The organism is Streptomyces sp. NBC_01445 (assembly GCF_035918235.1).
Taxonomy (GTDB): Bacteria; Actinomycetota; Actinomycetes; order Streptomycetales; family Streptomycetaceae; genus Streptomyces.
This window is the reverse complement of the sequence record NZ_CP109485.1, coordinates 5,741,411-5,766,377: the sequence shown is the minus strand read 5'-3', so window position 1 is coordinate 5,766,377 and position 24,967 is coordinate 5,741,411. Positions and strand designations below refer to the sequence as shown.

The window sequence follows — 24,967 nt, the reverse complement described above, 5'->3', positions numbered from 1 at the left end:
AACCGGGTTCCCGTGACTCCCCCCACTGAATCCTTCGGGGCCCCCTTCGTCACCCGTATGAGTGATGTGGCCACGAAAAGTGACACGCGGGCGGACAGGGGCCCGCGACTCTGTTGCGCATGGGATCGACAGTGCTCAGCCTGCGGATAGACGGTGAGCTGCTCGACCGGCTCAAGTCCCACGCCGCCAAAAGAGGAATGAGCGTCCAGGACTATGTGGTCCGGACGCTCATTCGAGACGACTTCGACGAACGCTTTGCGACGTCCGTCGAGGAGACAGAGAAGTTCTACGGGGCGGCGTGACTCCTCCGCCTGCGGGCCGTCTGTGGCTGGTCGCGCAGTTCCCCGCGCCCCTGGCTCCCCTTCAGGGCGCTCAGGTCAGACCCAGCGCCGGCATCAGGTAGTAGAAGGCGAAGACCGCCGCGACGATGTACATCGCGACCGGCACCGTACGGGCGCGGCCCGCCGCGACCCGCAGCAGGGTGAAGCTGATGAAGCCGATCCCGATGCCGTTGGTGATCGAGTACGTGAACGGCATCATCACCATCGTCAAGAAGGCCGGGATGGCGATCGTGTAGTCGCTCCAGTCGATGGCACCGATCGAGCCCGACAGGATCAGGAAGCCGACCGCGAGCAGCGCGGGCGTGGCCGCCTGGGACGGGACCATCGTGGCGATCGGCGTGAGGAACAGCGCGACGGCGAACAGGCCGCCGGTGATCACGTTGGCGAAGCCGGTGCGTGCGCCCTCGCCGACGCCGGCGGTGGACTCCACGAAGCAGGTGGTGGCCGACGAGGACGAGGCGCCGCCCGCGGCGACGGCGATGCCGTCGATGAAGAGGACCTTGTTCATGCCGGGCATCTGACCGCTCTCGTCGGTCAGCTTGGCCTCGTCACTGACGCCCATGATCGTGCCCATCGCGTCGAAGAAGCACGACAGCAGCACGGTGAAGACGAAGAGGATGCCGGTCAGCATGCCGACCTTGTCGAAGCCGCCGAACGGGCTGACCTGGCCCACCAGCCCGAAGTCCGGCATCTCGACCGGGTTGCCGGGCCACTTGGGCGTCGTCAGACCCCAGCTCGGGACGTTGGCGACGGCGTCGATGACCATCGCGACGAGCGTCATGACGACGATGGAGATCAGGATGGCGCCCGGCACCTTGCGCACGATCAGGGCGAGGGTGAGCAGCACGCCGAGCACGAAGACGAGGACGGGCCAGCCGTTGAGGTGACCGTCGGCGCCGAGCTGGAGCGGCACCGTGGTGTGCGCGGCGTCCGGGATGCGGGAGACGAAGCCCGAGTCGACCAGGCCGATCAGCATGATGAACAGGCCGATACCGATCGCGATGCCCTTGCGCAGGCCGAGCGGCACGGCGTTCATGACGCGCTCGCGCAGGCCGGTCGCCACCAGGAGCATCACGACGAAGCCCGCGAGGACGACCATGCCCATCGCGTCGGGCCACGACATGCGGGGCGCGAGCTGGAGGGCGACGACCGTGTTCACGCCGAGTCCGGCGGCGAGCGCGATCGGGACGTTGCCGATGACGCCCATGAGCAGGGTCGTGAAGGCGGCGGTGAGCGCGGTCGCGGTGACCAGCTGGCCGTTGTCGAGCTGGTGCCCGTACATGTCCTTCGCGCTGCCGAGAATGATCGGGTTCAGCACGATGATGTAGGCCATCGCGAAGAAGGTGGCGAAGCCGCCACGGATCTCGCGGCTGACCGTCGAACCCCGCTCGGAGATCCTGAAGAAGCGGTCGAGGCCGTTCTGGGGGGCCGACGGCGGCTCGGTGAGATCGACCGGTGCGGGGGCCGAGCTGGACATGGATGACCTCTGAATCGGTGTGCTGGTGGGGGCGCTGTTTGGCGTTTTCTACGAACAGAAGTGGCCAGACTCAGGCCGTTTCAGTATGAACATATGAGCAAGAAATGGCTATCTCCGCGCGTAGACCCTTGACCCATCAGGGTTCCGGGGCGACTGAAGACGTCGTTTCCTGCTCCTCGTAAGCTATGCCCATGGAGAAGTGGACCCCCAAGCACGAGGCACCCGAGCCCCTTGAAGGGCCCGTGGTCGCCACCATCACGGGCGGCACGATCCTGTGGTTCGTCCTCTTCCTGGCGCAGCTGCCGTTCTACGGCTGGTTCGACGACCACGGCCACACGTGGTGGATCTGGACCTGCCTGGCCGGAGCCGGGCTCGGACTCATCGGTATCTGGTACGTACGGGGGCGCGACGCGGCGCTCAAGCGCGCGGCCGCCGAGGCGGGCCCGGCAGCCGAGTAGCGGCCGGCGCGCAGCCCGCGTACGACCACGGGACCGGCCCCCTCGCCGCCACGTCCTCCCCGAGTCGGATCTTTGGCGCACCCGAGGGGTGAAGCCGCAAATCCGCCCGTACTGTCGTTTGCATGACGCACATCGACGCGGGCGCCGAGCTGGACCCGGTCCACCCGGTGCCGGTCCCCGAGCGGGCGAGGGGGCTCACCACCGCCGAGGTGGCCGAGCGCGTCGCGCGCGGCGAGGTCAATGACATACCGGTCCGCAGCTCCCGCTCGACCACCGAGATCATCCGCGCGAACGTCTTCACACGGTTCAACGCGATCATCGGCGCCCTGTGGCTGATCATGCTGTTCGTCGCGCCGTTCCAGGACAGCCTCTTCGGCTACGTCATCCTCGCGAACACCGGCATCGGCATCATCCAGGAGCTGCGCGCCAAGAAGACCCTCGACTCACTCGCCGTCATCGGCGAGGCGAAACCGACGGTCCGGCGCGACGGGCAGGCCACCGAGATCTCCACCTCCGAAATCGTCCTCGGCGACCTCATCGAGATCGGCCCTGGAGACAAGATCGTCGTGGACGGTGTGTGTGCCGAGGCCGACAGCCTGGAGATCGACGAGTCCCTGCTCACCGGCGAGGCCGACCCCGTCGTCAAAAAACACCGCGACCCGGTCATGTCCGGCAGCTTCGTCGTCGCCGGCGGCGGCGCGTTCACCGCGACGAAGGTCGGCCGCGAGGCATACGCGGCGCAGCTCGCCGAGGAGGCCAGCCGCTTCACCCTCGTCCAGTCCGAGCTGCGCACCGGCATCTCGACCATCCTCAAGTACGTCACCTGGATGATGGTCCCGACCGCGATCGGCCTCGTCATCAGCCAGCTCGTGGTCAAGGAGAACGACTTCAAGGACTCCGTCGCGCGGACCGTCGGCGGCATCGTGCCGATGGTCCCCGAGGGGCTCGTCCTGCTCACCTCCGTCGCCTTCGCGATCGGCGTGATCCGCCTCGGCCGCAAGCAGTGCCTCGTCCAGGAACTCCCCGCCATCGAGGGCCTCGCCCGCGTCGACACCGTCTGTCTCGACAAGACCGGCACCCTCACCGAGGGCGGCATGGACATCACCGAGCTGCGCCCGCTCGGCGAGGCCGAGGAGAGCTACGTACGCAAGGTCCTCGGCGCGCTCGGCGAGTCCGACCCGCGGCCCAACGCCTCGCTCCAGGCGATCATCGACGCCTACCCCGACAGCGAGGAGTGGCGCTGCACCGAGTCACTTCCCTTCTCCTCCGCCCGCAAGTACAGCGGCGCCGCGTTCAGCGAGGGCGACGGCACCGCCAGCGCGTGGCTGCTCGGCGCACCCGACGTACTCCTGCCGGCCGGGCACCCGGTGCTCGCCGAGACCGAGGAACTCAACCACCAGGGCCTGCGCGTCCTGCTGCTCGCCCGCGCCGCCGGCGACCTCGACGACCCGGCGGTCAAGGAGGGCGCCAAGGCCGTCGCGCTGGTCGCCATGGAGCAGCGGCTGCGGCCCGACGCGGCGGACACGCTGCGGTACTTCGCCGACCAGGGCGTCCACGCGAAGGTCATCTCCGGGGACAACGCGGTGTCGGTGGGCGCCGTCGCCGGGAAGCTGGGCCTCGCGGGCGCGCAGGACACGGTCGACGCCCGCACGCTCCCCGCCGACCAGGCCGGGATGGCCAAGGCCCTCGACGAGAACACGGTGTTCGGCCGCGTCACCCCGCAGCAGAAGCGCGACATGGTCGGCGCGCTGCAGTCCAAGGGGCACACGGTCGCGATGACGGGCGACGGCGTGAACGACGTGCTCGCCCTCAAGGACGCCGACATCGGCGTCTCGATGGGCTCGGGCTCGGAGGCGACCCGGGCCGTGGCGCAGATCGTGCTCCTCAACAACAGCTTCTCCACACTGCCCTCGGTCGTCGCCGAGGGCCGCCGCGTCATCGGGAACATCACGCGCGTCGCGTCCCTGTTCCTCGTCAAGACGGTCTACTCGGTGCTGCTCGCCGTCCTCGTGGTCTGCTTCCAGATCGAGTACCCGTTCCTGCCGCGGCACCTGACGCTGCTGTCGACGCTGACGATCGGCATCCCCGCGTTCTTCCTGGCTCTCGCGCCCAACAAGGAGCGCGCCAAACCGCAGTTCGTGAAGCGCGTGATGCGGTACGCGATCCCGGGCGGCGTCGTCGCCGGAACGGCCACCTTCGTGACGTACGTGATCGCCCGGCACTACTACACGGGCTCCGGCGCGCTCGACGCCGAGACGAGCTCGGCGACGCTGACGCTGTTCCTCGTCTCGATGTGGGTGCTCGCCATCATCGCGCGGCCCTACACCTGGTGGCGGGTGTGCCTGGTGGCCGCGATGGGCGCGGCGTTCCTGCTCGTCCTCGTGGTGCCGTGGCTCCAGGACTTCTTCGCGCTGAAGCTGGTGGGCGCGTCGATGCCGTGGACAGCGGTCGGCATCGCGGCGGTGGCGGCGGTCGCCCTGGAATTCGCGTGGAGATGGGTCGACCGCCGCTTTCCCGTCTAGGACTTCTACCGCACGTCGACGAAGTCACCCGTGGCCTTGACGGCCGGGGTGGTGGAGGTGCCGAGGAAGTTGTAGCGCCAGTAGCCGTCGTACGTGGCCGTGGACGTGGTCTTCAGCGAGCCGGTCGAGGACGACGTGACCGACTTCAGGTACGTCGTCGGGTACGTCGAGGAGCTCGTCTTGCGGAACTGCAGCTTCACCGACTGGCTGGTGTAGCCAGCGTACTTGTGAGTGTCCCAGTTCGCGCGGGTCAGGGCGCCCGTGATGGTGAGCGTGCCGCCCTTCTTCACGGGCTCGGGGGACGCGTTGACGGTGAGCTTGGAGTAGCGCTGCAGGGCGTTGGACGACACGGCGTCCTGGTACGCGGTGCCGATCTTGCTCGGGTCGCTGGGGCTGTCCGGGTCCTGGCCGTTGTACGCGACGGCGAACGCCTCGCCGGTCCATTTGGCTCCGGCGTCGACGTTGGTCAGCTCCTCCTGCGGGTTGATGTCGATGCTGCCCTTGCAGTTCGCGACAGTCGACGAGGCGGCCGTGCAGGTCGCCGGGGCGTCGCCGAACAGGGCGTTCCCCTCGTCGGTGCGGTAGAGGTCGACGCCCGGGACGAAGTCGTCGGCCGTCGGGTCCACGTCCGAGCCGTGGGTGAAGGTGAAGCTGTACGAGACGTGCACCGTGTTGGTGGTGCCGACAACGATGGCGGACTTACCGCTGTTCACCTTGATGTTCGAGAAGGTGGCGTCCATCACGTATGGGTCGCCGGCCTCGGTGGCGGTCAGCGAACGGGCCTGCGGAGCCGAGTGCCCCGCAGCCTTCTGGGCGACCTGGTGAGCCTGCGCCAGGCTCGGCTGGTCGGTGGCCTGCGCGGCCGGCACGGCGAAAGCGGCCAGGGCGAGAGAGCCGGTCACCGTCGCGGCGGCCATGGTGGCACGTATGCGCATGTGTTCCCCAAGTTGGAGAAGGGATCCCGCGGTGCTGATGCCGTCACGCGGGACCCAAGTGATCTAGGAGCCTGTTGGCTCGCAAGATCAGACATGCGACTGGAGGGATCGGTTGTACGGGCGGTGAACTCTTGTGATCACCTTTACCTTTACCGGCCCGCACTCGCCCGTGCCCCTGAAGCGCCCTCAGTCGAACCAACGGTCCCGGGCCAACTCCGCCGTGCGCGACGGGTCCTCGAGGAGTGCCGCGACCTCGAAGCGGCGCGGCCACTGACCCGCCGCCCACGCCAGGCCCGCCGCCACGCCCTCCAGGGTCGAGGCGTGGACCGTGCCGTCGGACGTGCGCCGCCAGTCGACCTCCACCCCGGCGACGAACAGCTCCTCGTGCTCGACGTACGTCTGCGGGGTCGCGGGCCCGAGCAGGGTCCGTACGGACTCCGGCACCGGATGTTCGGCGCCCTCCTGCGTGACCTCGGCGTCCGCGGTCGCGCTCAGCCGCCGCACCTGGAACAGCTCCGCCAGGTCCGCGGCCCGCCCCGGACTCACCGGCAGCAGCGCAAGACCGCCGGCCAGGGGCAGCAGATCGGGCGCGTCCGCGACGACGGCGTCGGCCGCGTCCACGACCCTGACCTCGCCGTCCACCACGGCCCGCAGCTCGTCGGGCAGGGTCACCTGCTCCGGGTCGAGATCGGCCAGCGCCCCGTACAGGGCGTGGAGTTGGGACGCACCGACCTCGCGCTCCGGGTCGGCGAGACGGTCGAGAAGCTCGGCCGCGCCGCCCGGTTCGTCGAGGAGCGCGGCGACCGACGTGCGGACGCCGAGCGCGCGCAGCACCTGCTCGTCCTCGAAGCCGGTCGCGTCCGCCGGGTCGTAGAGCCCGGCGAGCAGCGGGTCACCACCGGCCGCGCGCAGACCGGCCGGCCGGCGGCCGTCGAGGACGGGGTGGTCGCGCAGCCACCAGGCCGTGTACGGGCGGACGATCTCATGCGTGCCGTCGGGCAGCAGGACCCGTACGGGCTGGGTGAGGGCGTCGCGCAGCGGCGGGCGGGAGAGGAGGGCGAGAGCCTGGGGCCAGCGGTCGTCGTCGACGAGGTCCAGGTCGCGTACGGCGACGAGTTCGGTGACGACGGGCGGCACGGGGGTGTCGGGCAGCCGGTCGAGCACGTCCTCGCACCACACGTCGACCGCGTCGAGCAGACCCGCGTCGTCCGGCTCCGCGAAGTCACCTTCGCGCGGGTCGAGTTCGTCCGGGTCGAGGACCACGTCGGTGGCGCGGACCAGGGCGAACCCGGCAAGGACACCGCATGCGGCGAGCGGCTGCTCGCCCCACCGCTCGGCGAGGTCGCCGTCCACCATGCCGAGCTCACCCTCGCGGACGACCTGCGCGAACGGGCTGCCGGGCAGCGCGAGTTCACCGGCGGGCGCGAGTTCGCCCTCGTCGTCGGGCAGTGCGAGCGCGCCCAGCCACGGCTCGTCCCCGGGCTCCAGATTCGCGTCCCGTACGAGGGTGAGGACCAGCTCGGCCAGTTCGTCCACGCCGACCGGGCCGTCGTCGTCGAGGGACCAGGAGTCGTCGTCGAGCGAACCGGCGACGGCCGCCCGCACCTGAGGGGTCGTCAGGACGGCACGGGGCGTCGCGGGCAGCGCGCCCAGCTTCTCGAGCAGGGGGTGCGCGGCCTCCACGTGGGCGACCTTGAGGCCGAGCCGGGCGAGCGTCTCGCCCGGTGTCGCGTCCGGCATGGGCAGCAGCACCTGCCGCGGCCCGATCGTCGTACGCCCCCCGGCCAGCGGCACCGGAAGCCCGGTGAGCCGGTCCGGGTCGACGCCCGCGAGGCTGTCGTACAGGCGCCGCCACCAGCCCGGTTCCTTCTCCAGACCGGCGAGCCGGTCGACGGCCTCCGTCAGCGGGACCCGGGCGACCTCCAGGGTCCGCAGCTCGACGCGACGCTCCAGGCCCGCGGGCAGCAGGCTCGGCAGGACCTCGGCCAGGACCTTCACGGTCTCGGCGCCGGCGCCCTCGACGACCTCGGCCTCGCGCGGCCGCAGCGTCTCGGGCAGCCCGTCGGCGTCGTCCTTCGTGCGCGGCAGCGCGGGCGGCAGGAACGCGGTGCGGGGCAGCCGGGCCAGGATCGCGCCGCGGAGGCTGCCGTCCAGCTCGCCCCGGCCGAGCGGGCCCGGCACGAGGCCGAGGATGGCGGGGCTCACCGGACGCCATCCGGCGAGGAGTTCGGCGTAGGCGTCGGCGGCGCGCTCCACCAGGAAGTCGGTGAGCGGCCCGGGGGCGGCGTGCCGCCGGGTCGTGTCGAGGGGGAACGACGCGATGAGAAGCGCGGGCACGCCGAGCGGCTCGTCGCTGGGGGTCGGCGCGTGCAGCACGGGCGCGCTGCGGGGCGGCTCGGGGGCGCCGTCCGCGTCCACCGCCACGGCCCAGGTCACGGACCAGTGCGGGCGCAGGCGCTCTTCGAGGGGCCGGTCGGCGAGGAGTGCGGCTTCGAGCGGGCCGTTGCGGGTGAGGACGCACCAGCGGGTCGTGACGCTCTCGCGCCTGCCGGACACGGCGTCCTCGCGCTCGTCGTCGACCGCCACGTACGGTCCGTCGGTCCTGCGGCGCAGGATGCGCGTACCGGACTCGGTCTCCACGACGACCTCGTCGAGGCCGGGCAGGGCGAGGAGCAGAGTGTCGTCGATGGCGTCGATGAGCCGCGCCGCGAGCGCCTGTGCCGCGGCGTCGCGCAGCGGCAGGATCACGACGGTCTCGTACGGGTCCGGGGCGGAGCCCTCCGCGGCGAACGGGAGCCTGAGCAGCGGCACATGGCCGTCCCGGCGGCGCAGTTCGTCGCCGAGGCCGGGGCTGTGCCGCGCGGTGTCGGCGGCGAGTCCGCGCGCGTCGGTGAGCGACCAGCGCACCCCGCCCGTGCGGCCGACGACCGCGGGCTCGTCGGTCACCGCGAGGACGGCGGCGAACCCGACGCCGAACCGGCCCACCGCGCCGTCGCCCTGCTCACGCTTGGCGGAGGCCCGCAGCGTGGACAGCGACTCGACACCGGCGGCGTCCAGCGGCGCGCCGGTGTTCGCGGCGACGAGCACACCGTCGCGCAGGGTCAGGGAGAAGCGACCGCCTGAGGTGCCACCGGCGCGGGCGGCGGCGTCGGCGGCGTTCTGGGCGAGCTCGATGACGAGACGGTCGCGGTAGCCGCCGAGGGCGAGGTCCTCCTCGGCGTTGGCGTCCTCACGGAAGCGGGCCGGGCTGCCTGCCCAGGCATCGAGCAGCCCACGCCGCAGACGGGCCGTCCCGAACGGGTCCATCCCCTCGGCTGCCGGGCGCACGATCTTGCTCACGCTCACGGTGTGGTCTCCCTCTGCCGTTCAACCAGGCCAACCCTGGCGACGCAGACGCTACCGCGCTCGCGGAAAGAGAACCGCGAGGGCTACGAGTGGCCGAGGTCCTCCGTGCCGTCCGGGGTCGTCGGGACCGAGCCCGAATCCGCCGACGGGCGCAGGGGGAACGGGTCCACGCGCGTTTCGTCGATCACGTGGGGAGCCGGCCGGGGAGGCTTCGGCATGACGGCCGCCTCGGAGTGCCCCCCGCAGCCGTACGCGAGCGAGACGACACGTCCGTCCGCCGGAGAGAACTCATTGGCGCAGACACCGAAGGCCTGGCCGAGCGAGCCGCCGATCCGGGCCAGGAAACCGCAGGACACGCAGGTGGCGGGCGCCGCCTGAGCCATCTGAGTCTTCGCCCCGTACGCCTCGTCCCAGCGGTCTGCCGCGATGTGGAGGCCGTACCGGGACAGGACCCGGGCGCGCCGCATGCCGAGCTCCTCGGCGACCGAGGCGATGGAGCCGCGCTCGGGCGCGATGGGCAGTTCCGCGGGCGGTCCCACCGTCAGCTCGGCGTCCTCCGCCTCGACGAGTTCGGCCATCTCCTCGGACACCGCGGAGTTCGGCGGCGGGACGTCCTCACCCGAATAGCCGGGCTCGAGCCGAAGATCCTCGGCGTCGGTCGGGAGCAGGTCACCGGGGCCCATGTCGCCGGGCCGCAGCCGCTCGCTCCACGGCACCCACTCGGGGGCGAGGAGCGCGTCGGGGCCGGGCAGCAGAACCGTCTCGTCGAGGGTGACGACCTTGGCGCGGGAGGCCCGCGCGACCGTCACGGCCCACCGCCAGCCGCGGTAGCCGAACTCCTTGCACTCGAAGAGATGCGTGACCACCCGGTCGCCCTCGACGACGACGTCGACGTGCTCGCCCACGACTCCTGGCGCGGCGGCCTCCTCGGCCGCGGTCCGCGCGAGGCCTACCGCCTCGGCGCACAGACGGTCAGGGGTGCGGCTTCGCGTTGTCGCTGCGCTCACAGGTATCGCTTCTCTCCTACGCCGTCTCACGAGTGCGCCACCCTTGCGCGGGGGTACGGACGGAGCGGACCAGGGGGCCGCGTCGACGTCCGCGCCCGAACGTCCTCGGGCGCACCTACGTCACCCATTCTGCGGGATAACCGAGAGGCGCGCGGCCGAGGACAGCTGCCGCAGGCGCGTTACGCACGCTACCTTCTCCCGGCCCGTGCGCCCACACCGACGTACAACTAGCTGTGTCCTGCACCACGCGGCGGAGCGGTTCCGGGGGGCCGTACCGGCGACCCGCTCAGCCGATATCGGCACTAGTCACCACCTTCCGGGGGCACTATGGCTGAGTGACTTCCGCGAGGTCGTCGGCGCGCGCAGCAGGCGGATCGGGCCCGGTGCTCAGGGCGGTCCGCGGGTTCGGGCGCGCCCTGCACCTGCCGTTCACCGGTACGGCGCGCGGGATTCGCAAAGCGACCCACGCGCACGGCGCGGGCGAGTCGGGTCTGGGAAAACTGATCGAACTGCACGCGGTGAACGGCGCCGGCGACGTCATGATCACCATCGCGCTCGCGTCCACGGTGTTCTTCTCGGTGCCGACGGACGAGGCGCGCGGGCGCGTCGCCCTGTACCTCGGCATCACGATGGCGCCCTTCACCCTCCTCGCGCCCGTCATCGGGCCGCTCCTGGACCGGCTGCCGCACGGGCGGCGCGCCGCGATGGCCGCTTCGATGCTGGCGCGGGCGCTCCTCGCGATCGTCCTGTCCGGGGCGGTGGTCAGCGGCAGCGTGGAGCTGTACCCGGCGGCGCTGGGCGTCCTGGTGGCGTCCAAGGCGTACGGAGTGGTCCGCAGCGCCGTCGTGCCGCGCCTGCTGCCGCCCCGCTTCTCCCTGGTCAAGGCCAATTCGCGGGTGACGCTCGGCGGACTCCTCGCCACCGGTGTGGCCGCGCCGGTCGGCGCCGGGCTCCAGGTGCTCGGGCCGCGCTGGCCCCTCTACGGCGCGTTTGTGATCTTCATTTCGGGGATGGTGCTGTCCTTCCAGCTGCCGCACAAGGTGGACTCCGCGAAGGGCGAGGGGAAGGCGCTCCTGGCGGCCGACGAGCAGCATCTGCACGGCCCGCGCAAGGAGACCACCAAGCAGAAGCGCCCCGGTCTGCGCACGGTCGGCCCGGCCGTGACGCACGCGCTGTTCGTCAACGCCTCGCAGCGCTGCCTCTCCGGCTTCCTGATCTTCTTCCTGGCGTTCCTGCTGCGCGAGCACCCCATGTCGGGGCAGAGCGCCGCCGTGTCGCTCAGCATCGTCGGCGTCTCGGCGGGCGCGGGCAACGCGCTGGGCACGGCCGTCGGGGCGTGGCTCAAATCACGGGCGCCCGAGATCATCATCGTGACGGTGGTGGCGGTGGTCCTCGGCGTGGCGATCACGGCCGCGCTGTTCTTCACCGCGTTCCTCACGGCGTGCCTCGCGGCCGTCGCCGGGTTCGCGCAGGCCCTCTCGAAACTGTCCCTGGACGCCCTGATCCAGCGCGACGTCCCCGAGGAGGTCCGCAACTCCGCGTTCGCCCGCTCCGAGACCCTCCTCCAGATGGCGTGGGTCCTCGGCGGCGCCATCGGCATCGCGCTGCCCCTGAACGGAGCACTGGGCCTCAGTGTCGCCGCGGCGATCGTCGGAACGGGCTGGCTGACGACCGTACGGGGCCTGCTGGCCGCCGCGCGCCACGGCGGCCAGGCACGCAGCCGCGTGGCGTGAGGGACGGCCGGGGGAGCGGGAGATCCGCCCCGGATGGCGTGAGCATGCGGCACGCCGCACCCGCATGGCGAGTGTGCGCGGGCCGCCAGATAGCCTGCCCGCATGACCTCCCTGCGTTTCACCGTGCGCAACCGCCGCACCGTGGCAGCCGCCGGCGCCGTCGCTGCCGGGCTGCTCGTCCTCTCGGCCTGCGACAAGCCGACGCCGCTGGCGACCATCACGGTCGGCCGCTCCACGGTGACGTCGGAAGCGGCCTGCTACAACGACGGCAAGACCCTGGACGCCTCCGCGCTGAAGGACTGCCTCAAGAACAAGGACATCAAGTCCATCAAGGTCGACCCCGACGCGACGGTCCGCTTCGGCGTCGACCCGAAGATCGCGGACAAGGGCTGGACCCTGCTGATGAACGGTCAGGCGCTGACCGACGCCAGCAACAAGACGTACCGCACCGTCCCGGGCAGCGTGTTCTTCAACCAGCAGTACGGCGCCACGGGCAGCTCCACGACGGTCTCCATCGTCGAGGGCAGCGGCTCGAAGGCGACCGGCCTGTGGTCGTTCAAGCTCAAGAAGGACGCCTGACGGACAGCGGGCGGGTCCTGATCGCCACCGCCGTCCCCGCGGAGCGGGACGCGGTGGTCAGGGGCCTGTCCGAGGCGGGCGCCGCGCACCCTGCCGTCGATGTCGTCGCGGTGGGCGTCGGGCCCGCCGCCGCGGCGGCCGGTACCGCCACCGCCCTCACCACCGCCGCCCTGTCGGGACGGCCGTACGGCCTGGTCGTCTCCGCCGGCATCGGCGGCGGGTTCCAGCCGGACGCCCCGCTCGGCTCCGTCGTCGTCGCCGACGCGCTGACCGTCGCCGACCTGGGCGCCGAGACCCCCGACGGCTTCCTGCCCGTCACCGAGCTCGGCTTCGGCACGGTCACGCACCGCCCGCCGCCCTCCCTCGTACGGGACGTCGCCGCGGCCACCGGTGCGCTCACCGGCACCGTCCTGACGGTCTCCACCGTGACGGGCACCGCGGCCCGCGCCGCCGAGCTGCAACGCCGTCACCCCGGCGCCGCCGCCGAGGCGATGGAGGGCTTCGGGGTCGCCGAGGCGGCCGCCGCGCACGGCGTGCCCGTCCTGGAGATCCGCGCGGTCTCCAACGCCGTCGGCCCCCGCGACCGCGCGGCCTGGCGCATCGGCGACGCACTCGCGGCGCTGACCGAAGCGTTCGGGAAGTCCGCGCCCGTACTGGAGAGTTGGAACCGCACATGACGCACCCCGAAGAACTCCGGATCGCCTTCTCGCCCTGCCCGAACGACACGTTCGTCTTCGACGCGTGGGCCCACGGCCGCGTCCCCGGGGCGCCCGCCCTCGACGTGACCTTCGCCGACATCGACATCACGAACGGCGTAGCCGAGCGCCGCTCCCCCGACTTCGACGTGCTGAAGGTGTCGTACGCCGTCCTGCCGTACGTCCTCGACGACTACGCGCTGCTGCCCTGCGGCGGCGCGCTCGGCCGGGGCTGCGGCCCCCTCGTGCTCACCCGCGAGCCGGGCGTCGACCTCAGCGGGAAGACGGTCGCCGTCCCCAGCGAGAAGTCGACGGCGTACCTGCTGTTCCGCCTGTGGACCGCGGACGTCGTGCCCGGCGGGGTCGGCGAGGTCGTCGTGATGCCGTTCGACGAGATCATGCCCGCCGTGCGGGACGGCAAGGTCGACGCCGGACTCGTCATCCACGAGGCCCGCTTCACGTACCAGGACTACGGTCTGCACTCCCTCGCCGACATGGGCGAGCACTGGGAGAACACGACCGGGCTGCCCATCCCGCTCGGCGCGATCATCGCGAAGCGGAGCCTGGGCGAGGACCGCCTGCGCCGGCTCACCGACACGATCCGCACGTCGGTACGCATGGCCTGGGACGACCCGGAGGCCTCCCGCCCCTACGTCCTCGAACACGCCCAGGAGATGAACCCGTCCGTCGCGGACCAGCACATCGGCCTGTACGTCAACGAGTTCACAGCCGACCTCGGCGAGAACGGATACGCGGCGATCCGGGGGTTGCTGACGCGCGCTGCGGCCGAGGGCCTGGTCCCCGCACTTGCCCCCGGCGCCCTGTCATTCCCCTGAACGCAGCGGCCGGACGGAGTCCGGCACAGCCGCCCGAAGCCTGCGAAGCGGCGCGAGGGCAGCAGAAAAGAGGGGCCGCGGCGATCCGGGGCCTGCTGACGCGCGCTGCGGCCGAGGGCCTCGTGCCCGCCCTCGGCCCGGGTGCGCTCGCGTTCCCGTAGCGCGGTCAGACGTCCAACTGGTCGGCCACCGCCCGCAGCAGGCCCGCGATTTTCGCGCCGGAGGCCTTGTCCGGGTAGCGGCCCTTTTCCAGCATCGGCGTGATGTTCTCGAGGAGCGTCGTCAAGTCCTGGACGATCGAGGCCAGTTCGTCCGGCTTGCGGCGCTGTGCCGCGGCCACGGACGGGGTCGGATCGAGGATCGTCACGGAGAGCGCCTGGTCGCCGCGCTGTCCCGCGACGACGCCGAACTCGACACGCTGGCCCGGCTTGAGAGCGTCCACGCCGTCGGGAAGTACGGAGGAATGCACGAAGACGTCGCCGCCGTCGTCGCGGGAGAGGAAGCCGAAGCCCTTCTCGCTGTTGAACCACTTGACCTTGCCGGTAGGCACGTGAAGTCCTCGTCCTCGTACTCGTCATGCCGTTCCGAGCGATGAAGAACGGCGCTGAAAACGGCTCTGGATAGCACTGCAGCGGGCCGCCCGACCCGCCGGCACCAGGCTAATGGTCCAGGAGGCGGTGACAAGACGGCCCGAGGAACCCGGATTGTTCCTTCGCGCTGGGAACTACCCTGGTCGGGTGCGTGACAAAACCCAAGCGAATTCCGCAGGACCCGGCGACCGCCTCGTCAAGGCCGGCGGCATCGTCTTCATCGTCGGAGCCGTGGCCACCCTGGCCACCATGGCCCCTCTGTTCCTCGGAACCGACCCGTTCCCGCCCGTCGCCTACGCGGTGTGCATGCTGATGGGCGTCGGCTTCCTGATCTCCGCGGCCGGAGTGCTGCGCGGGATCGCCGTGCAGCGCCGTCAGGCCCGCTCGGCGACGTAGGCCTCCAGCCAGGCGGGGAACTCCGTCAGATCCGCGAGCACCACGTCCGCGCCGGCCTCGCGCAGCTCCGCCGCGTCGCACGGCCCGGTCGTCACCGCGACGGACAGCGCCTCGGCGGCACGGGCGCCGCGCACGTCGCCGGTGTGGTCACCGACGTACACGGACGCGCCGTGCTCGCGCAGCGCCGTCGCCTTGCCCTCGGCCCACAGATTGCCGATGACCTCGTCGGCGGCGATGTCCAGGTGTTCCAGGTGGAGCTTCGCGCTGGGCTCGTACTTCGCCGTCACGACGATCACCCTGCCGCCCGCCTCGTGCACCGCGGCGACGGCCTCGTGCACGCCCGGCATCGCGTACGTCCCGGTGATGGCGTGCGCCGGGTAGAGCTCCCGGTACAGGTCGGCCATCTCCGGGATCCCCTCCTCGGGGAACCAGTACGCGAGCTCCTGCTCCAGCGGCGGGCCGAGCCGCGTCACGATGAGATCGGCGTCGAGCTGCGCGCCGGTGCGCTGGGCGAGTTCCAGCCATGTGTCCCTGATTCCCGGCCGTGAGTCGATCAGCGTCATGTCGAGGTCGAAGCCGACCGTCGGTCCCGAAGCTGATCCGTTCGCGCTCTCGTATGCACCCATAGGAGCCATTGTGCCTGGGCGTACGATTGCCGCTTAGCTAAGCCTTACCAACCTCGGATTGGTCCATGGGTCAGATCTCAGCCGCCCCCGCCGCGCGGCGACGCATCGTCTGGACGGCGGCCGCGCTCGTGGCCCTCGTTCTCGCGGTCCTGTTCAGCCTCGCCGTGGGCGCCCGCGCGATCGCCCCGTCAGCGGTCCTCGACGCGCTCGTGCACGGCGGCCACAGCGACGACGCCGAGGTCATCAGGGGCCTGCGGCTGCCGCGCACGCTGGTCGGCCTGATGGTGGGCGCCGCGCTCGCCCTCGCCGGGACCGTCCTCCAGGGCATCACCCGCAACCCCATCGCCGACCCCGGGATCCTCGGCATCAGCCAGGGCGCGTCCGTCGGCGTCGTCCTCGCGATCGCGTTCGCCGGCATCCACACGCTCACCGGCTACGTCTGGTTCGCGTTCGCGGGCGCCGCGCTCGCGTCCGTCGCCGTCTACGCCATCGCCTCCAGCGGGCGCGGCGGCGCGACGCCGGTGAAACTCGCGCTCGGGGGCGCCGCGATCAACGCGCTCCTGGTCTCCGTCACCACGGCCGTCCTCACCACGAAGGCGTCCGCCATGGACGAGTTCAGGTTCTGGCAGGTGGGCTCGCTGTCCGGCAGGGACGCGCACATCGTGGGCCAGATATGGCCGTTCCTCGTCGTCGGCGTGCTCCTCGTGCTGTCCGTCGCGCGCGGCCTCGACGCGCTCGCGCTCGGCGAGGACGTCGCCAAGGGTCTCGGCCAGCGGGTCGCTACCGTACGGATCGTCGGCGGCCTCGGCGCGACCGTCCTCACCGGCGTCGGCGTCGCCGCCGCCGGACCGATCGCCTTCATCGGCCTGGCCGTCCCGCACATAGCCCGGGCCGTCGTGGGCAGCGACCACCGCTGGGTCCTGCCGATGGCGGCCCTCATCGGCCCCGTCATGCTCCTCGTCTCCGACACCGTGGGCCGCGTCGTCTTCCCGCCGAGCGAGGTCCCCGCGGGTGTGATGACCGCGCTGATCGGCGTCCCGTTCCTCGTCACCCTGGTCCGGCGCAAGGCGGTCCCCGCATGAGTACGACCACCGCGCCCCGGGTCCGCCCCGCCGGGTACTCCGTCGTCCGGGCGGGCAGCGCCGCGTTCCTCCTGCACCGCAGGGCCGCCGTCGCCGCCGCGTCCCTCGTGGTCCTCCTCGCGACCGCCTGCCTCGCCTACCTCTGCGTCGGCGAGTCGTTCATCGCCCCCGGCGAAGTCCTCAGGGTCATCACCGGCCGGCCGTCGCCGGACGAACTCGTCGTCGGCACGCTGCGCGCCCCCCGCATGGTCGTCGGCCTCCTCGTCGGCGCCGCGTTCGGCGCCGCGGGCGCCCTCATCCAGACCGTCGCCCGCAACCCCCTCGCGTCCCCCGACATCATCGGCATCAGCCAGGGCGCGAGCGCGCTGACCGTCGGCGCGATGACGTTCGGCGTCACGTCGTACGCGGTCCTGCCCTACCTCTCCGTACTCGGCGGCCTCCTCGCGGCGCTCCTCGTGTACGCCTTCGCCTGGCGCGGAGGGCTCCACGCGACGCGCTTCGTCCTCATCGGCATCGGCTTCGCCATCGCGCTGCGGTCGGTGACGACGCTCTTCATGACGAAGGGCGACTACCTCGTCGCCCAGCAGGCGCAGATCTGGATGACGGGCTCGCTCAACGGCCGCGGCTGGGCGGAGGCCGCCCCGCTCGGCTGGACCCTCCTCGTCCTCGTCCCGTTCGTGGCGTGGGCCGCACGCGCCCAGCGCACCGTGGCCATGGACGACGACACGGCGACCGCGCTCGGCGTCCGCCTCGGCCGCGTACGCCTCGGCCTCGTCCTGCTCGGCGTCGTCCTCGCGTCCGTGGCGACCGGCGCCGCAGGGCCCGTCGACTTCGTCGCGCTCCTGGCCCCGCAGATCGCCCGCCGCGTGACGCGCACCGCCCAGATCCCGCTCCTGTGCTCGGCGCTCCTGGGCGCGTTCATCGTCGTCGTGGCCGACCTGCTGGCCCGGCGCCTGTTCTCCCCCACCGAACTCCCGGTGGGTGTCCTCACGGCCGCCGTCGGGGCGCCGTACCTGATCTGGCTCATCATCCGCAGCCGCACGGGAGGAAACCGGTGACCCGGCTCAGCACCAGCGCGCTCACCCTCGCCTACGAGGACCGCACCGTCGTCCACGACCTCGACCTCGCCGTCCCCGACGGCCGCGTCACCGTCATCGTCGGACCCAACGCCTGCGGCAAGTCGACCACGCTGCGCGCCCTCGGCCGGCTCCTCAAGCCGAAGAGCGGCTCCGTGCTCCTCGACGGTGAAGCGCTCACCAAGCTGCCCACCAAGAAGATCGCCCAGCAGATCGGGCTGCTGCCGCAGACGCCCGTGGCGCCCGAGGCGATCACCGTCGCCGACCTCGTGGCCCGCGGCCGCCAACCCCACCAGCACTGGTGGCAGCAGTGGTCCGACGCCGACGAGCGCGCCGTCACCGAGGCCATGGAACGCACCGACGTCGCGGCCCTCGCCGACCGCTCCGTCGACGAGCTCTCCGGCGGCCAGCGCCAGCGCGTCTGGATCGCCATGGCGCTCGCCCAGGAGACCGAACTGCTGCTCCTCGACGAGCCGACCACATATCTCGACATCGCCCACCAGGTCGAAGTCCTCGACCTCGTACGCCAGTTGAACCACGACAAGGACCGCACCGTCGTCCTCGTCCTGCACGACCTCAACCAGGCGGCGCGCTACGCCGACCACCTCGTCGCCATGAAGTCCGGCCGCATCGTCGCCGAGGGCCCGCCCGCCGAGATCGTCACGGCGGACCTCGTACGGGAGGTGTTCGGCCTGGACTGCGTGGTCGTCCCCGACCCGGTGACCGGCTCCCCGCTGATCGTGCCGGGCGCGCCCTGGCAGGCCGACGCCCGGCCCGGCGAACGGTCCGTTGCCCGGCCCGACGCCCCGTCCGACTCCCTCTCCCGGAAGGCAGCCTCATGACCCGCAGCGATCATCGCGCCCTCACCGCCGGAGCACTCGTCCTGACCGGCGCCCTGGCCCTGACCGCCTGCGGCTCGTCCGACGGGGACTCCGGCTCCGACGCGGCTGCCCCGACATCCCGGAAGACGCACACAGTGAGTACGGCGATGGGTGACGTGAAGGTGCCCGAACACCCCACGCGCGTCGTCGTCCTGGACACCGGCGAGCTCGACTCCGCGCTCACCCTCGGCGTGAAGCCCGTCGGCGCGACGCACGCGGCGACGGAGGCGGGCTTCCCGTCCTACCTGCCCGGAGACGAGGTGAAGGGCATCAAGGAGGTCGGCGAGATCGCCAACCCCGACATGGAGGCCGTCGCCGCCCTCAAGCCCGACCTCATCCTCACCAGCAAGGTCCGCGACGGCGCCCGCTACAAGCAGCTCAGCGCCATCGCCCCGACCGTGATGACGGAGTCCACCGGCACCGCCTGGAAGGAGAACTTCCAGGTCCACGCCGACGCGCTCGGCAGGAAGGCCGAGGCGAAGAAGGTCATCGCCGACTACGACGCGCACGTCGCGAAGGTGACCGCCGCGATCGGCGGCAAGGAGAAGGCCGCCGCGACGGACATCAACTTCGTCCGCTTCGTCGAGGGCGCCGACATCCGCATTTACGGCAAGCAGAACTACATCGGCTCGATCCTCGCCGACCTCGGCGTCGGCCGCCCCGCCATCACCGACAAGGCCAAGGACGGGTTCTCGTACGACGTGAGCCCCGAGAAGGTCGACCTCGCGGACGCGGACGTCATCTTCACCTCGACCTACGGCGACCCGGGCAAGGCCAAGGCGACAGAGACGATGAAGAGCGGCCTGTGGAAGAACCTCAGGGCGTCCGAGGACGGCAAGGTCTTCAAGGTCGACGACAACCTGTGGATCGCGGGCATCGGCTACACCGCCGCGCACCAGATCCTCGACGAGTTCCAGAAGGACCTGACCGCCTGACAGCCTCTCTCTTCAAGGCCGTTGCCGCTGCGATCTCCACACCACGAAGAGCGCGGAGGCGACGGCCGCCCCCCGCACCACCCACGGCCACGTCGCGCCGATCGCGTCGCTCATCCGCCCGTCCGCGATCGGCTCGCCCCACCGCCCGGTGTTGCGGCCCCACAGCCACACGAGCCCGGCCGTCACCGCGAGCCCCGGCAGCCACAGCACGGCCACCTTCGACTCGCCCTCGCTGAGGCGCCGCGACGCGTACGCGATGATCCAGCCGAGGCCCAGCGCGAACCAGTTGCCCATGACCGCGCCGGCCACGAGGAGCGCGGCGGCGAGCAGCAGGAGTGGGTTCGGCCGGCCGGGCAGGGTCGGGAGGCGGCGCCCCCGGAGCGTCTTCTCCGTGCCCGTCTCCGGCTCGTCGTCCGGGAGTTCGTCCTCCGTCCCGGCCGCGGCCCTGCGTGCCTTGGGCAGGCGCGGGTCGTCCTTGCCCGGCGGCTTGAGTATCTCCGGGATCTCGACGCCGCCCACGAACCCCGGCACGGTGTCCGCAACGCCGAACGGGCTGCTGTCCACGCGCCACCAGTCCGGCTCCGAACCCGGCTCCCCCAGCTCGTCCGTCCCCGCCAGATGCGGCGGCGACGGCGCGTCCCGCACCTCTTCGTCCTCCTGCGGCTCCGTGCGCGGGCCCGGCACGATCCGCCGAAGGCCCTTCGGACGGGGCTCCTTGGGCCGCTGCTCCTTCGACCTCTGCACGGGCACCGCCGCCCGCGGCGCCTCCGGCTCCGCCGGGCCGCGGCCCCTGCCCGCGCCCATCACCACCTCGTCCGGCGTGCCGAGGCGCTCCAGGATCCGGCGCACCGCGGCCGGGCTGTCCACCGTCGTTTTCGCGCGCCGCGTCTCGATCTCGTTGCGCAGCTCCGACACCAGGCGCATCCGCGTGCCGGAGGGCAGCTGACGCTGCTGGGCCAGGTCGCCGACCCGGCTCAGATAGTCGAAGACGAGCTGATCGCTCTCGATCCCCACGAAGTGCCCTCCGGGGTGGTGGTGTTGACGGTTCGTTCACCCGTTTTACGACGTTACCGTGCCCGGCGCGGCACCGGGGGCCTCTTCCGGGCCCAGCGGGGCCACCGCCCGGCGGGCCGGTCAGGCGCTACCGTGGCCCGGATGAGCACTCACGAGCCGGACCGCGCCGCCGAGGACGGGAGCGGGGCGGGGAGTACGGCCCCCCGGTCCCTCGCCGAGGCGTTGCGCGCCCGCGACGACGCCTCCCTCGGCGCACTCCTGCGCGCCCGCCCCGATCTGCTCAACCCTGTTCCCGGCGACCTCACGCAGCTCGCCACCCGTGCGGGCACCCGCGCGTCCGTGATCCGTGCGCTCGAGCACCTGGACCGCTTCACGCTCCAGACCGCGGAGGCGCTGGCCGTCGCCCCGGACCCCACCACATACGGCACCCTCCTCGCTCTGCTCGCCGGGGACGAGGGGGACGACGCGGGCGTGGACGCCCGTACGGTCTCCGCCGCTCTGCCGCACGCCGTCGCCGCCCTGCGCGAACAGGCCCTGCTCTGGGGGCCCGACGACCGGCTCCGCCTCGTGCGCACCGCCCGTGAGCTGCTCGCCCCCGCGCCACAGCGGCCCTCCCCCACCGGCCTCGGCCCCACCGTCGCCGAGGCCACCTCGGGCATGTCCCCCGGCCGTGTCCAGGAGATCGTGACGGCCGCGGGCCTCGCCTCCACGCACGACCCGGTCTCCGCCGTCGCCTCGCTGACCGCGCTCTTCACCGACCGGCCGCGCATGTCGGCCCTCCTCGACGAGGCGCCCGCGGACGCCGTCGAGGTCCTCTCCCGGCTCGTCTGGGGCCCGCCCTACGGCCAGGTCACCGCCGAGCCCGCCGCCCATCTGCGCTGGCTCCTCGACCGCGGACTCCTCCTGCCGACGGCGCCCGGGACCGTCGTGCTGCCCCGCGAGGCCGCCCTCCACCTGCGCGGCGGACGCGCCCACCGCGCCCTGGAACCCGTACCCCCCGCCGTCGAACCCGCCGCCACCCACCGCCCCACCGTCGTGAACGCGACCGGCGCCGGGCAGGCCTACACCGCGCTCGCCACCGTCGAGGAGTTGCTCAAGGACTGGGACGAGGGCGGGCCCGCCGTTCTCCGCGCCGGGGGGCTCAGCGTGCGCGACCTCAAGCGCACCGCCGCCGCCCTCGACACCACCGAGCCCCTCGCCGCGTTCTGGGTCGAACTCGCCTACGCCGCCGGGCTCATCGCGTCCGACGGCGAGGCCGACGAGCAGTACGCCGCGACGCCCGCCTACGACGACTGGCTGGAGCAGCCCGCCGCCGACCGCTGGGCGCGGCTCGTCGCCGCCTGGCTCCCCGCCACCCGCACCTCCGGCCTGGTCGGCGGGCGCGACGGCGCCGTCGCCGTCTCCGCGGCCGGGCGCACCCTCTCCGTGCTCGGGCCGCACCTCGACCGCTCCGCCGCTCCGGAGGTCCGCCGCCGCGTGCTCGCGCTCCTCTCCGAGCTGCCCGAAGGCGCCTCCCCCGACCCCGAGACCCTCCTCGCCCGGCTCCGCTGGGAGCGGCCCCTGCGCGGCGCCGCCGCCTCCTCCGACGAGGCCGGTGACCCCGACGACCTGCGCGCCCGCATCGCCCGGTGGACCCTCACGGAGGCGGAACTGCTCGGCTTCACGGGTCGGGGTGCCCTGTCCGAGCACGGGCGGGCACTTCTTGAGGGCGGTGTGACGACTGCTGCGGAGGCGGCCGCCGTCGCTCTGCTCGCTCCGCTGCTGCCCGAGCCGCTGGACCATGTCCTTCTTCAGGCCGACCTGACCGCGGTCGCCCCCGGGCCCCTGGAACGGCCCCTCGCCGAGGCGCTCTCCGTCCTCGCCGACGTGGAGTCCAAGGGCGGCGCGACCGTCTACCGGTTCACGCCCGGGTCCGTACGGCGCGCACTCGACTCCGGCCGCACCGCCTCCGACCTGCACGACTTCCTGAACACGCACTCCCGTACGCCCGTCCCGCAGCCCCTCGCGTACCTCATCGACGACGTGGCCCGTAAGCACGGGCATCTGCGCATCGGCGCCGCCTCCGCGTACGTGCGCTGCGACGACGACGTACTCCTGGGCGAGATCCTCGCCGACAAGCGCTCCGCCGCCCTGCGCCTGCGGCGGCTCGCGCCGACCGTCCTCGCCGCGCAGGCCGACCCCGCGGCGCTCCTGGAGGGCCTGCGGCAGATGGGGTTCGCGCCCGCCGCGGAGAGTCCCGAGGGCGATGTGCTGATCACCCGCGCCCACGCCCGCCGCACTCCGCCGCGCAGCGCCCCCGAGCCCGTCCCGGAGGGGCCGCCCGTCCCGGACGGCACGCTCCTGACCGCCGCCGTGCGCGCGATCCGCGCGGGTGACCTCGCCTCCACGACACCGCGCAAGCACGCGCCGGGCGAGCAGAGCGGGGCGCTTCCCCGTACCAGCGCGGCGGACACGCTGGCCACGATGCAGGCGGCCGTCCTGACGGGTGAGGCCGTGTGGATCGGCTATGTGAACGCGGAGGGCTCCGCCAGCCAGCGCGTGATCGCCCCGATCCGGGTCGAGGGCGGGTTCGTCACCGCGTACGACCACACGGCGGACGAGGTGCGGACGTATCCGCTGCACCGGGTGACCGGGGTGGCCGAGCTGGAGGCCGAGGCCTGACGCCGGGGTCCGTGCCCCCACGTCCCGTCGGCCGCCGACCGTACGCGGTTCGTACGCGTCATGCGGCACACTGGACGTTTGGCCCCGCGCCTCGCGGAGCGCGGTGGAAGGGATACACGTGAACGGACCGCTCATCGTCCAGAGTGACAAGACGCTGCTCCTGGAGGTCGACCACGACCAGGCCGACGCCTGCCGTCGCGCCATCGCGCCCTTCGCCGAGCTGGAGCGCGCCCCGGAGCACATCCACACCTACCGGCTGACGCCGCTCGGGCTGTGGAACGCGCGGGCCGCCGGCCACGACGCCGAGCAGGTCGTGGACGCCCTCGTCGAGTACAGCCGCTACCCCGTCCCGCACGCGCTCCTGGTCGACATCGCCGAGACCATGGACCGGTACGGGCGTCTCACGCTGTCCAAGCACCCGGCGCACGGCCTCGTCCTGACCACCACGGACCGGCCGGTGCTCGAGGAGATCCTCCGTTCCAAGCGCGTGGCCCCGCTGGTCGGCGCCCGCATCGACGCGGACACCGTCGCCGTGCACCCCTCGGAGCGCGGCCAGATCAAGCAGACGCTCCTCAAGCTGGGGTGGCCCGCCGAGGACCTCGCCGGTTACGTGGACGGCGAGGCGCACCAGATCGAACTCGCGGAGGACGGCTGGGCGCTGCGCCCCTACCAGAAGCAGGCCGTCGAGGGCTTCTGGCACGGCGGGTCCGGCGTGGTCGTGCTGCCCTGTGGCGCCGGTAAGACGCTGGTGGGCGCCGGCGCGATGGCCGAGGCCAAGGCGACGACGCTCATCCTCGTCACCAACACGGTCTCCGCCCGGCAGTGGAAGCACGAGCTGGTCAAGCGGACGAGCCTGACCGAGGACGAGATCGGCGAGTACAGCGGGACGAAGAAGGAGATCCGGCCCGTCACCATCGCCACGTATCAGGTGCTGACCACGAAGCGGAAGGGCATCTATCCGCATCTGGAGCTCTTCGACTCCCGCGACTGGGGGCTCGTGATCTATGACGAGGTGCATCTGCTGCCCGCTCCCGTCTTCAAGTTCACCGCCGACCTCCAGGCCCGGCGGCGCCTCGGCCTCACCGCGACGCTGGTGCGTGAGGACGGGCGCGAGTCGGACGTCTTCTCGCTGATCGGCCCCAAGCGCTTCGACGCTCCGTGGAAGGAGATCGAGGCCCAGGGTTACATCGCGCCCGCCGACTGTGTCGAGGTACGCGTCAATCTGACCGACAGCGAGCGGCTCGCCTACGCGACCGCGGAGGCCGAGGAGAAGTACCGCTTCTGCGCCACCACCGCGACCAAGCGGAAGGTGACGGAGGCCCTCGTGCGCAAGCACCAGGGTGAGCAGACCCTCGTCATCGGGCAGTACATCGACCAGCTCGACGAGCTGGGCGAGCATCTGGACGCCCCCGTCATCAAGGGCGAGACCAGCAACGCCCAGCGCGAGAAGCTGTTCGACGCGTTCCGCAACGGCGAGATCTCCGTCCTCGTCGTGTCCAAGGTCGCCAACTTCTCGATCGACCTGCCCGAGGCCACGGTCGCGATCCAGGTGTCCGGCACCTTCGGGTCCCGGCAGGAGGAGGCACAGCGCCTCGGCCGGGTCCTGCGCCCGAAGGCCGACGGGCACGAGGCCCGCTTCTACTCCGTCGTCGCCCGCGACACCATCGACCAGGACTTCGCGGCCCACCGCCAGCGCTTCCTCGCCGAGCAGGGCTACGCGTACCGGATCGTCGACGCCGACGAGCTCCTCGCGGGCGAGCAGGGCAGCTGACCATCAG

General features: G+C 72.1%; 21 protein-coding genes and 1 pseudogene. 15 read left to right on the top strand and 7 right to left on the bottom strand.

The genetic code is table 11. From position 1 onward, the window contains the following. Positions 1-119: 119 nt before the first annotated feature. Entirely contained in the window at positions 120-302 is a 183-nt protein-coding gene (locus tag OG574_RS26380) for a ribbon-helix-helix protein, CopG family (RefSeq protein ID WP_100595752.1), read from the top strand. A 70-nt stretch (positions 303-372) separates the two neighbouring features. On the opposite strand, the gene OG574_RS26375 is transcribed toward OG574_RS26380, so the two are convergent. Further along, a complete protein-coding gene (locus OG574_RS26375; protein ID WP_326775209.1) occupies positions 373-1,818 on the bottom strand; it encodes an NCS2 family permease in 1,446 nt (481 codons plus the stop codon). Positions 1,819-2,009: 191 nt separating this feature from the next. Here OG574_RS26375 and OG574_RS26370 point away from each other — a divergent pair, with 191 nt between their 5' ends. Together OG574_RS26370 and OG574_RS26365 are read left to right on the top strand one after the other, a co-directional pair. After that, the gene (locus OG574_RS26370; RefSeq protein WP_100595750.1) at positions 2,010-2,276 is read left to right on the top strand and encodes a DUF2530 domain-containing protein; all 267 of its coding nucleotides are present in this window, start codon (positions 2,010-2,012) and stop codon (positions 2,274-2,276) included. A 122-nt stretch (positions 2,277-2,398) separates the two neighbouring features. Next, on the top strand, positions 2,399-4,798 hold the full coding sequence (locus tag OG574_RS26365; RefSeq protein ID WP_326775208.1) for an HAD-IC family P-type ATPase: 2,400 nt from the start codon (positions 2,399-2,401) through the stop codon (positions 4,796-4,798). 5 nt (positions 4,799-4,803) lie between these two features. Here OG574_RS26365 and OG574_RS26360 read toward each other — a convergent pair whose 3' ends face one another. The 3 genes from OG574_RS26360 to OG574_RS26350 all read right to left on the bottom strand — a co-directional run bounded on the left by OG574_RS26360 (position 4,804) and on the right by OG574_RS26350 (position 10,085). After that, entirely contained in the window at positions 4,804-5,733 is a 930-nt protein-coding gene (locus tag OG574_RS26360; RefSeq protein ID WP_326775207.1) for a hypothetical protein, read from the bottom strand. A 186-nt stretch (positions 5,734-5,919) separates the two neighbouring features. After that, a complete protein-coding gene (locus OG574_RS26355; RefSeq protein ID WP_326778623.1) occupies positions 5,920-9,072 on the bottom strand; it encodes a sacsin N-terminal ATP-binding-like domain-containing protein in 3,153 nt (1,050 codons plus the stop codon). Between the two features lie 89 nt (positions 9,073-9,161). After that, positions 9,162-10,085 carry a DUF3027 domain-containing protein gene (locus OG574_RS26350; protein ID WP_100595747.1) on the bottom strand — a complete coding sequence of 308 codons (924 nt, stop codon included), beginning with the start codon at positions 10,083-10,085 and terminating at the stop codon, positions 9,162-9,164. A gap of 383 nt (positions 10,086-10,468) precedes the next feature. Here OG574_RS26350 and OG574_RS26345 point away from each other — a divergent pair, with 383 nt between their 5' ends. From OG574_RS26345 to OG574_RS26325, 5 genes and pseudogenes are all read left to right on the top strand, one after another. After that, positions 10,469-11,818: an MFS transporter gene (locus tag OG574_RS26345; protein WP_326778622.1), complete on the top strand. Its 1,350-nt coding sequence runs from the start codon at positions 10,469-10,471 to the stop codon at positions 11,816-11,818. A 102-nt stretch (positions 11,819-11,920) separates the two neighbouring features. Next, positions 11,921-12,397, top strand: coding sequence for a DUF2771 domain-containing protein (locus tag OG574_RS26340; RefSeq protein ID WP_326775206.1), 477 nt, complete (start codon positions 11,921-11,923; stop codon positions 12,395-12,397). Further along, positions 12,367-13,074, top strand: coding sequence for a futalosine hydrolase (locus OG574_RS26335; RefSeq protein ID WP_326775205.1), 708 nt, complete (start codon positions 12,367-12,369; stop codon positions 13,072-13,074). The genes OG574_RS26340 and OG574_RS26335 overlap by 31 nt, the downstream gene beginning before the upstream one ends. Then, positions 13,071-13,928 carry a 1,4-dihydroxy-6-naphthoate synthase gene (locus OG574_RS26330; RefSeq protein ID WP_326775204.1) on the top strand — a complete coding sequence of 286 codons (858 nt, stop codon included), beginning with the start codon at positions 13,071-13,073 and terminating at the stop codon, positions 13,926-13,928. Before OG574_RS26335 ends, OG574_RS26330 begins: the two co-directional genes overlap by 4 nt. 71 nt (positions 13,929-13,999) lie before the next feature. Further along, positions 14,000-14,089 (top strand): annotated as a pseudogene (locus tag OG574_RS26325) (1,4-dihydroxy-6-naphthoate synthase); the annotation flags it as partial. Positions 14,090-14,094: 5 nt separating this feature from the next. Here the strand turns inward: OG574_RS26325 and OG574_RS26320 are convergent. Continuing rightward, the gene (locus OG574_RS26320) at positions 14,095-14,478 is read right to left on the bottom strand and encodes a cold-shock protein (protein WP_100595742.1); all 384 of its coding nucleotides are present in this window, start codon (positions 14,476-14,478) and stop codon (positions 14,095-14,097) included. 187 nt (positions 14,479-14,665) lie between these two features. Here OG574_RS26320 and OG574_RS26315 point away from each other — a divergent pair, with 187 nt between their 5' ends. Beyond that, positions 14,666-14,914, top strand: coding sequence for a hypothetical protein (locus OG574_RS26315; protein WP_100595741.1), 249 nt, complete (start codon positions 14,666-14,668; stop codon positions 14,912-14,914). On the opposite strand, the gene OG574_RS26310 is transcribed toward OG574_RS26315, so the two are convergent. Continuing rightward, positions 14,893-15,540 carry an HAD family hydrolase gene (locus tag OG574_RS26310; RefSeq protein WP_326775203.1) on the bottom strand — a complete coding sequence of 216 codons (648 nt, stop codon included), beginning with the start codon at positions 15,538-15,540 and terminating at the stop codon, positions 14,893-14,895. The genes OG574_RS26315 and OG574_RS26310 overlap by 22 nt on opposite strands. A 65-nt stretch (positions 15,541-15,605) precedes the next feature. Here OG574_RS26310 and OG574_RS26305 point away from each other — a divergent pair, with 65 nt between their 5' ends. Genes OG574_RS26305 through OG574_RS26290 form a run of 4 tightly spaced genes read left to right on the top strand, consistent with a single transcriptional unit; the run spans position 15,606 to position 19,514 of the window. Continuing rightward, complete coding sequence (locus tag OG574_RS26305; protein WP_326775202.1) at positions 15,606-16,622, top strand: FecCD family ABC transporter permease; 1,017 nt, start codon at positions 15,606-15,608, stop codon at positions 16,620-16,622. Next, positions 16,619-17,680: a FecCD family ABC transporter permease gene (locus OG574_RS26300; protein ID WP_326775201.1), complete on the top strand. Its 1,062-nt coding sequence runs from the start codon at positions 16,619-16,621 to the stop codon at positions 17,678-17,680. The genes OG574_RS26305 and OG574_RS26300 overlap by 4 nt, the downstream gene beginning before the upstream one ends. After that, on the top strand, positions 17,677-18,540 hold the full coding sequence (locus OG574_RS26295; protein WP_326775200.1) for an ABC transporter ATP-binding protein: 864 nt from the start codon (positions 17,677-17,679) through the stop codon (positions 18,538-18,540). The genes OG574_RS26300 and OG574_RS26295 overlap by 4 nt, the downstream gene beginning before the upstream one ends. Further along, positions 18,537-19,514: an ABC transporter substrate-binding protein gene (locus OG574_RS26290; protein ID WP_326775199.1), complete on the top strand. Its 978-nt coding sequence runs from the start codon at positions 18,537-18,539 to the stop codon at positions 19,512-19,514. Before OG574_RS26295 ends, OG574_RS26290 begins: the two co-directional genes overlap by 4 nt. Before the next feature lie 12 nt (positions 19,515-19,526). Here OG574_RS26290 and OG574_RS26285 read toward each other — a convergent pair whose 3' ends face one another. Further along, entirely contained in the window at positions 19,527-20,528 is a 1,002-nt protein-coding gene (locus OG574_RS26285; RefSeq protein ID WP_326775198.1) for a hypothetical protein, read from the bottom strand. A 141-nt stretch (positions 20,529-20,669) separates the two neighbouring features. On the opposite strand from OG574_RS26285, the gene OG574_RS26280 reads away from it, so the two are divergent. Together OG574_RS26280 and OG574_RS26275 are read left to right on the top strand one after the other, a co-directional pair. Then, the gene (locus OG574_RS26280) at positions 20,670-23,189 is read left to right on the top strand and encodes a helicase-associated domain-containing protein (protein WP_326775197.1); all 2,520 of its coding nucleotides are present in this window, start codon (positions 20,670-20,672) and stop codon (positions 23,187-23,189) included. 118 nt (positions 23,190-23,307) lie between these two features. After that, positions 23,308-24,960, top strand: coding sequence for a DNA repair helicase XPB (locus OG574_RS26275; RefSeq protein WP_326775196.1), 1,653 nt, complete (start codon positions 23,308-23,310; stop codon positions 24,958-24,960). Positions 24,961-24,967: the final 7 nt, after the last annotated feature.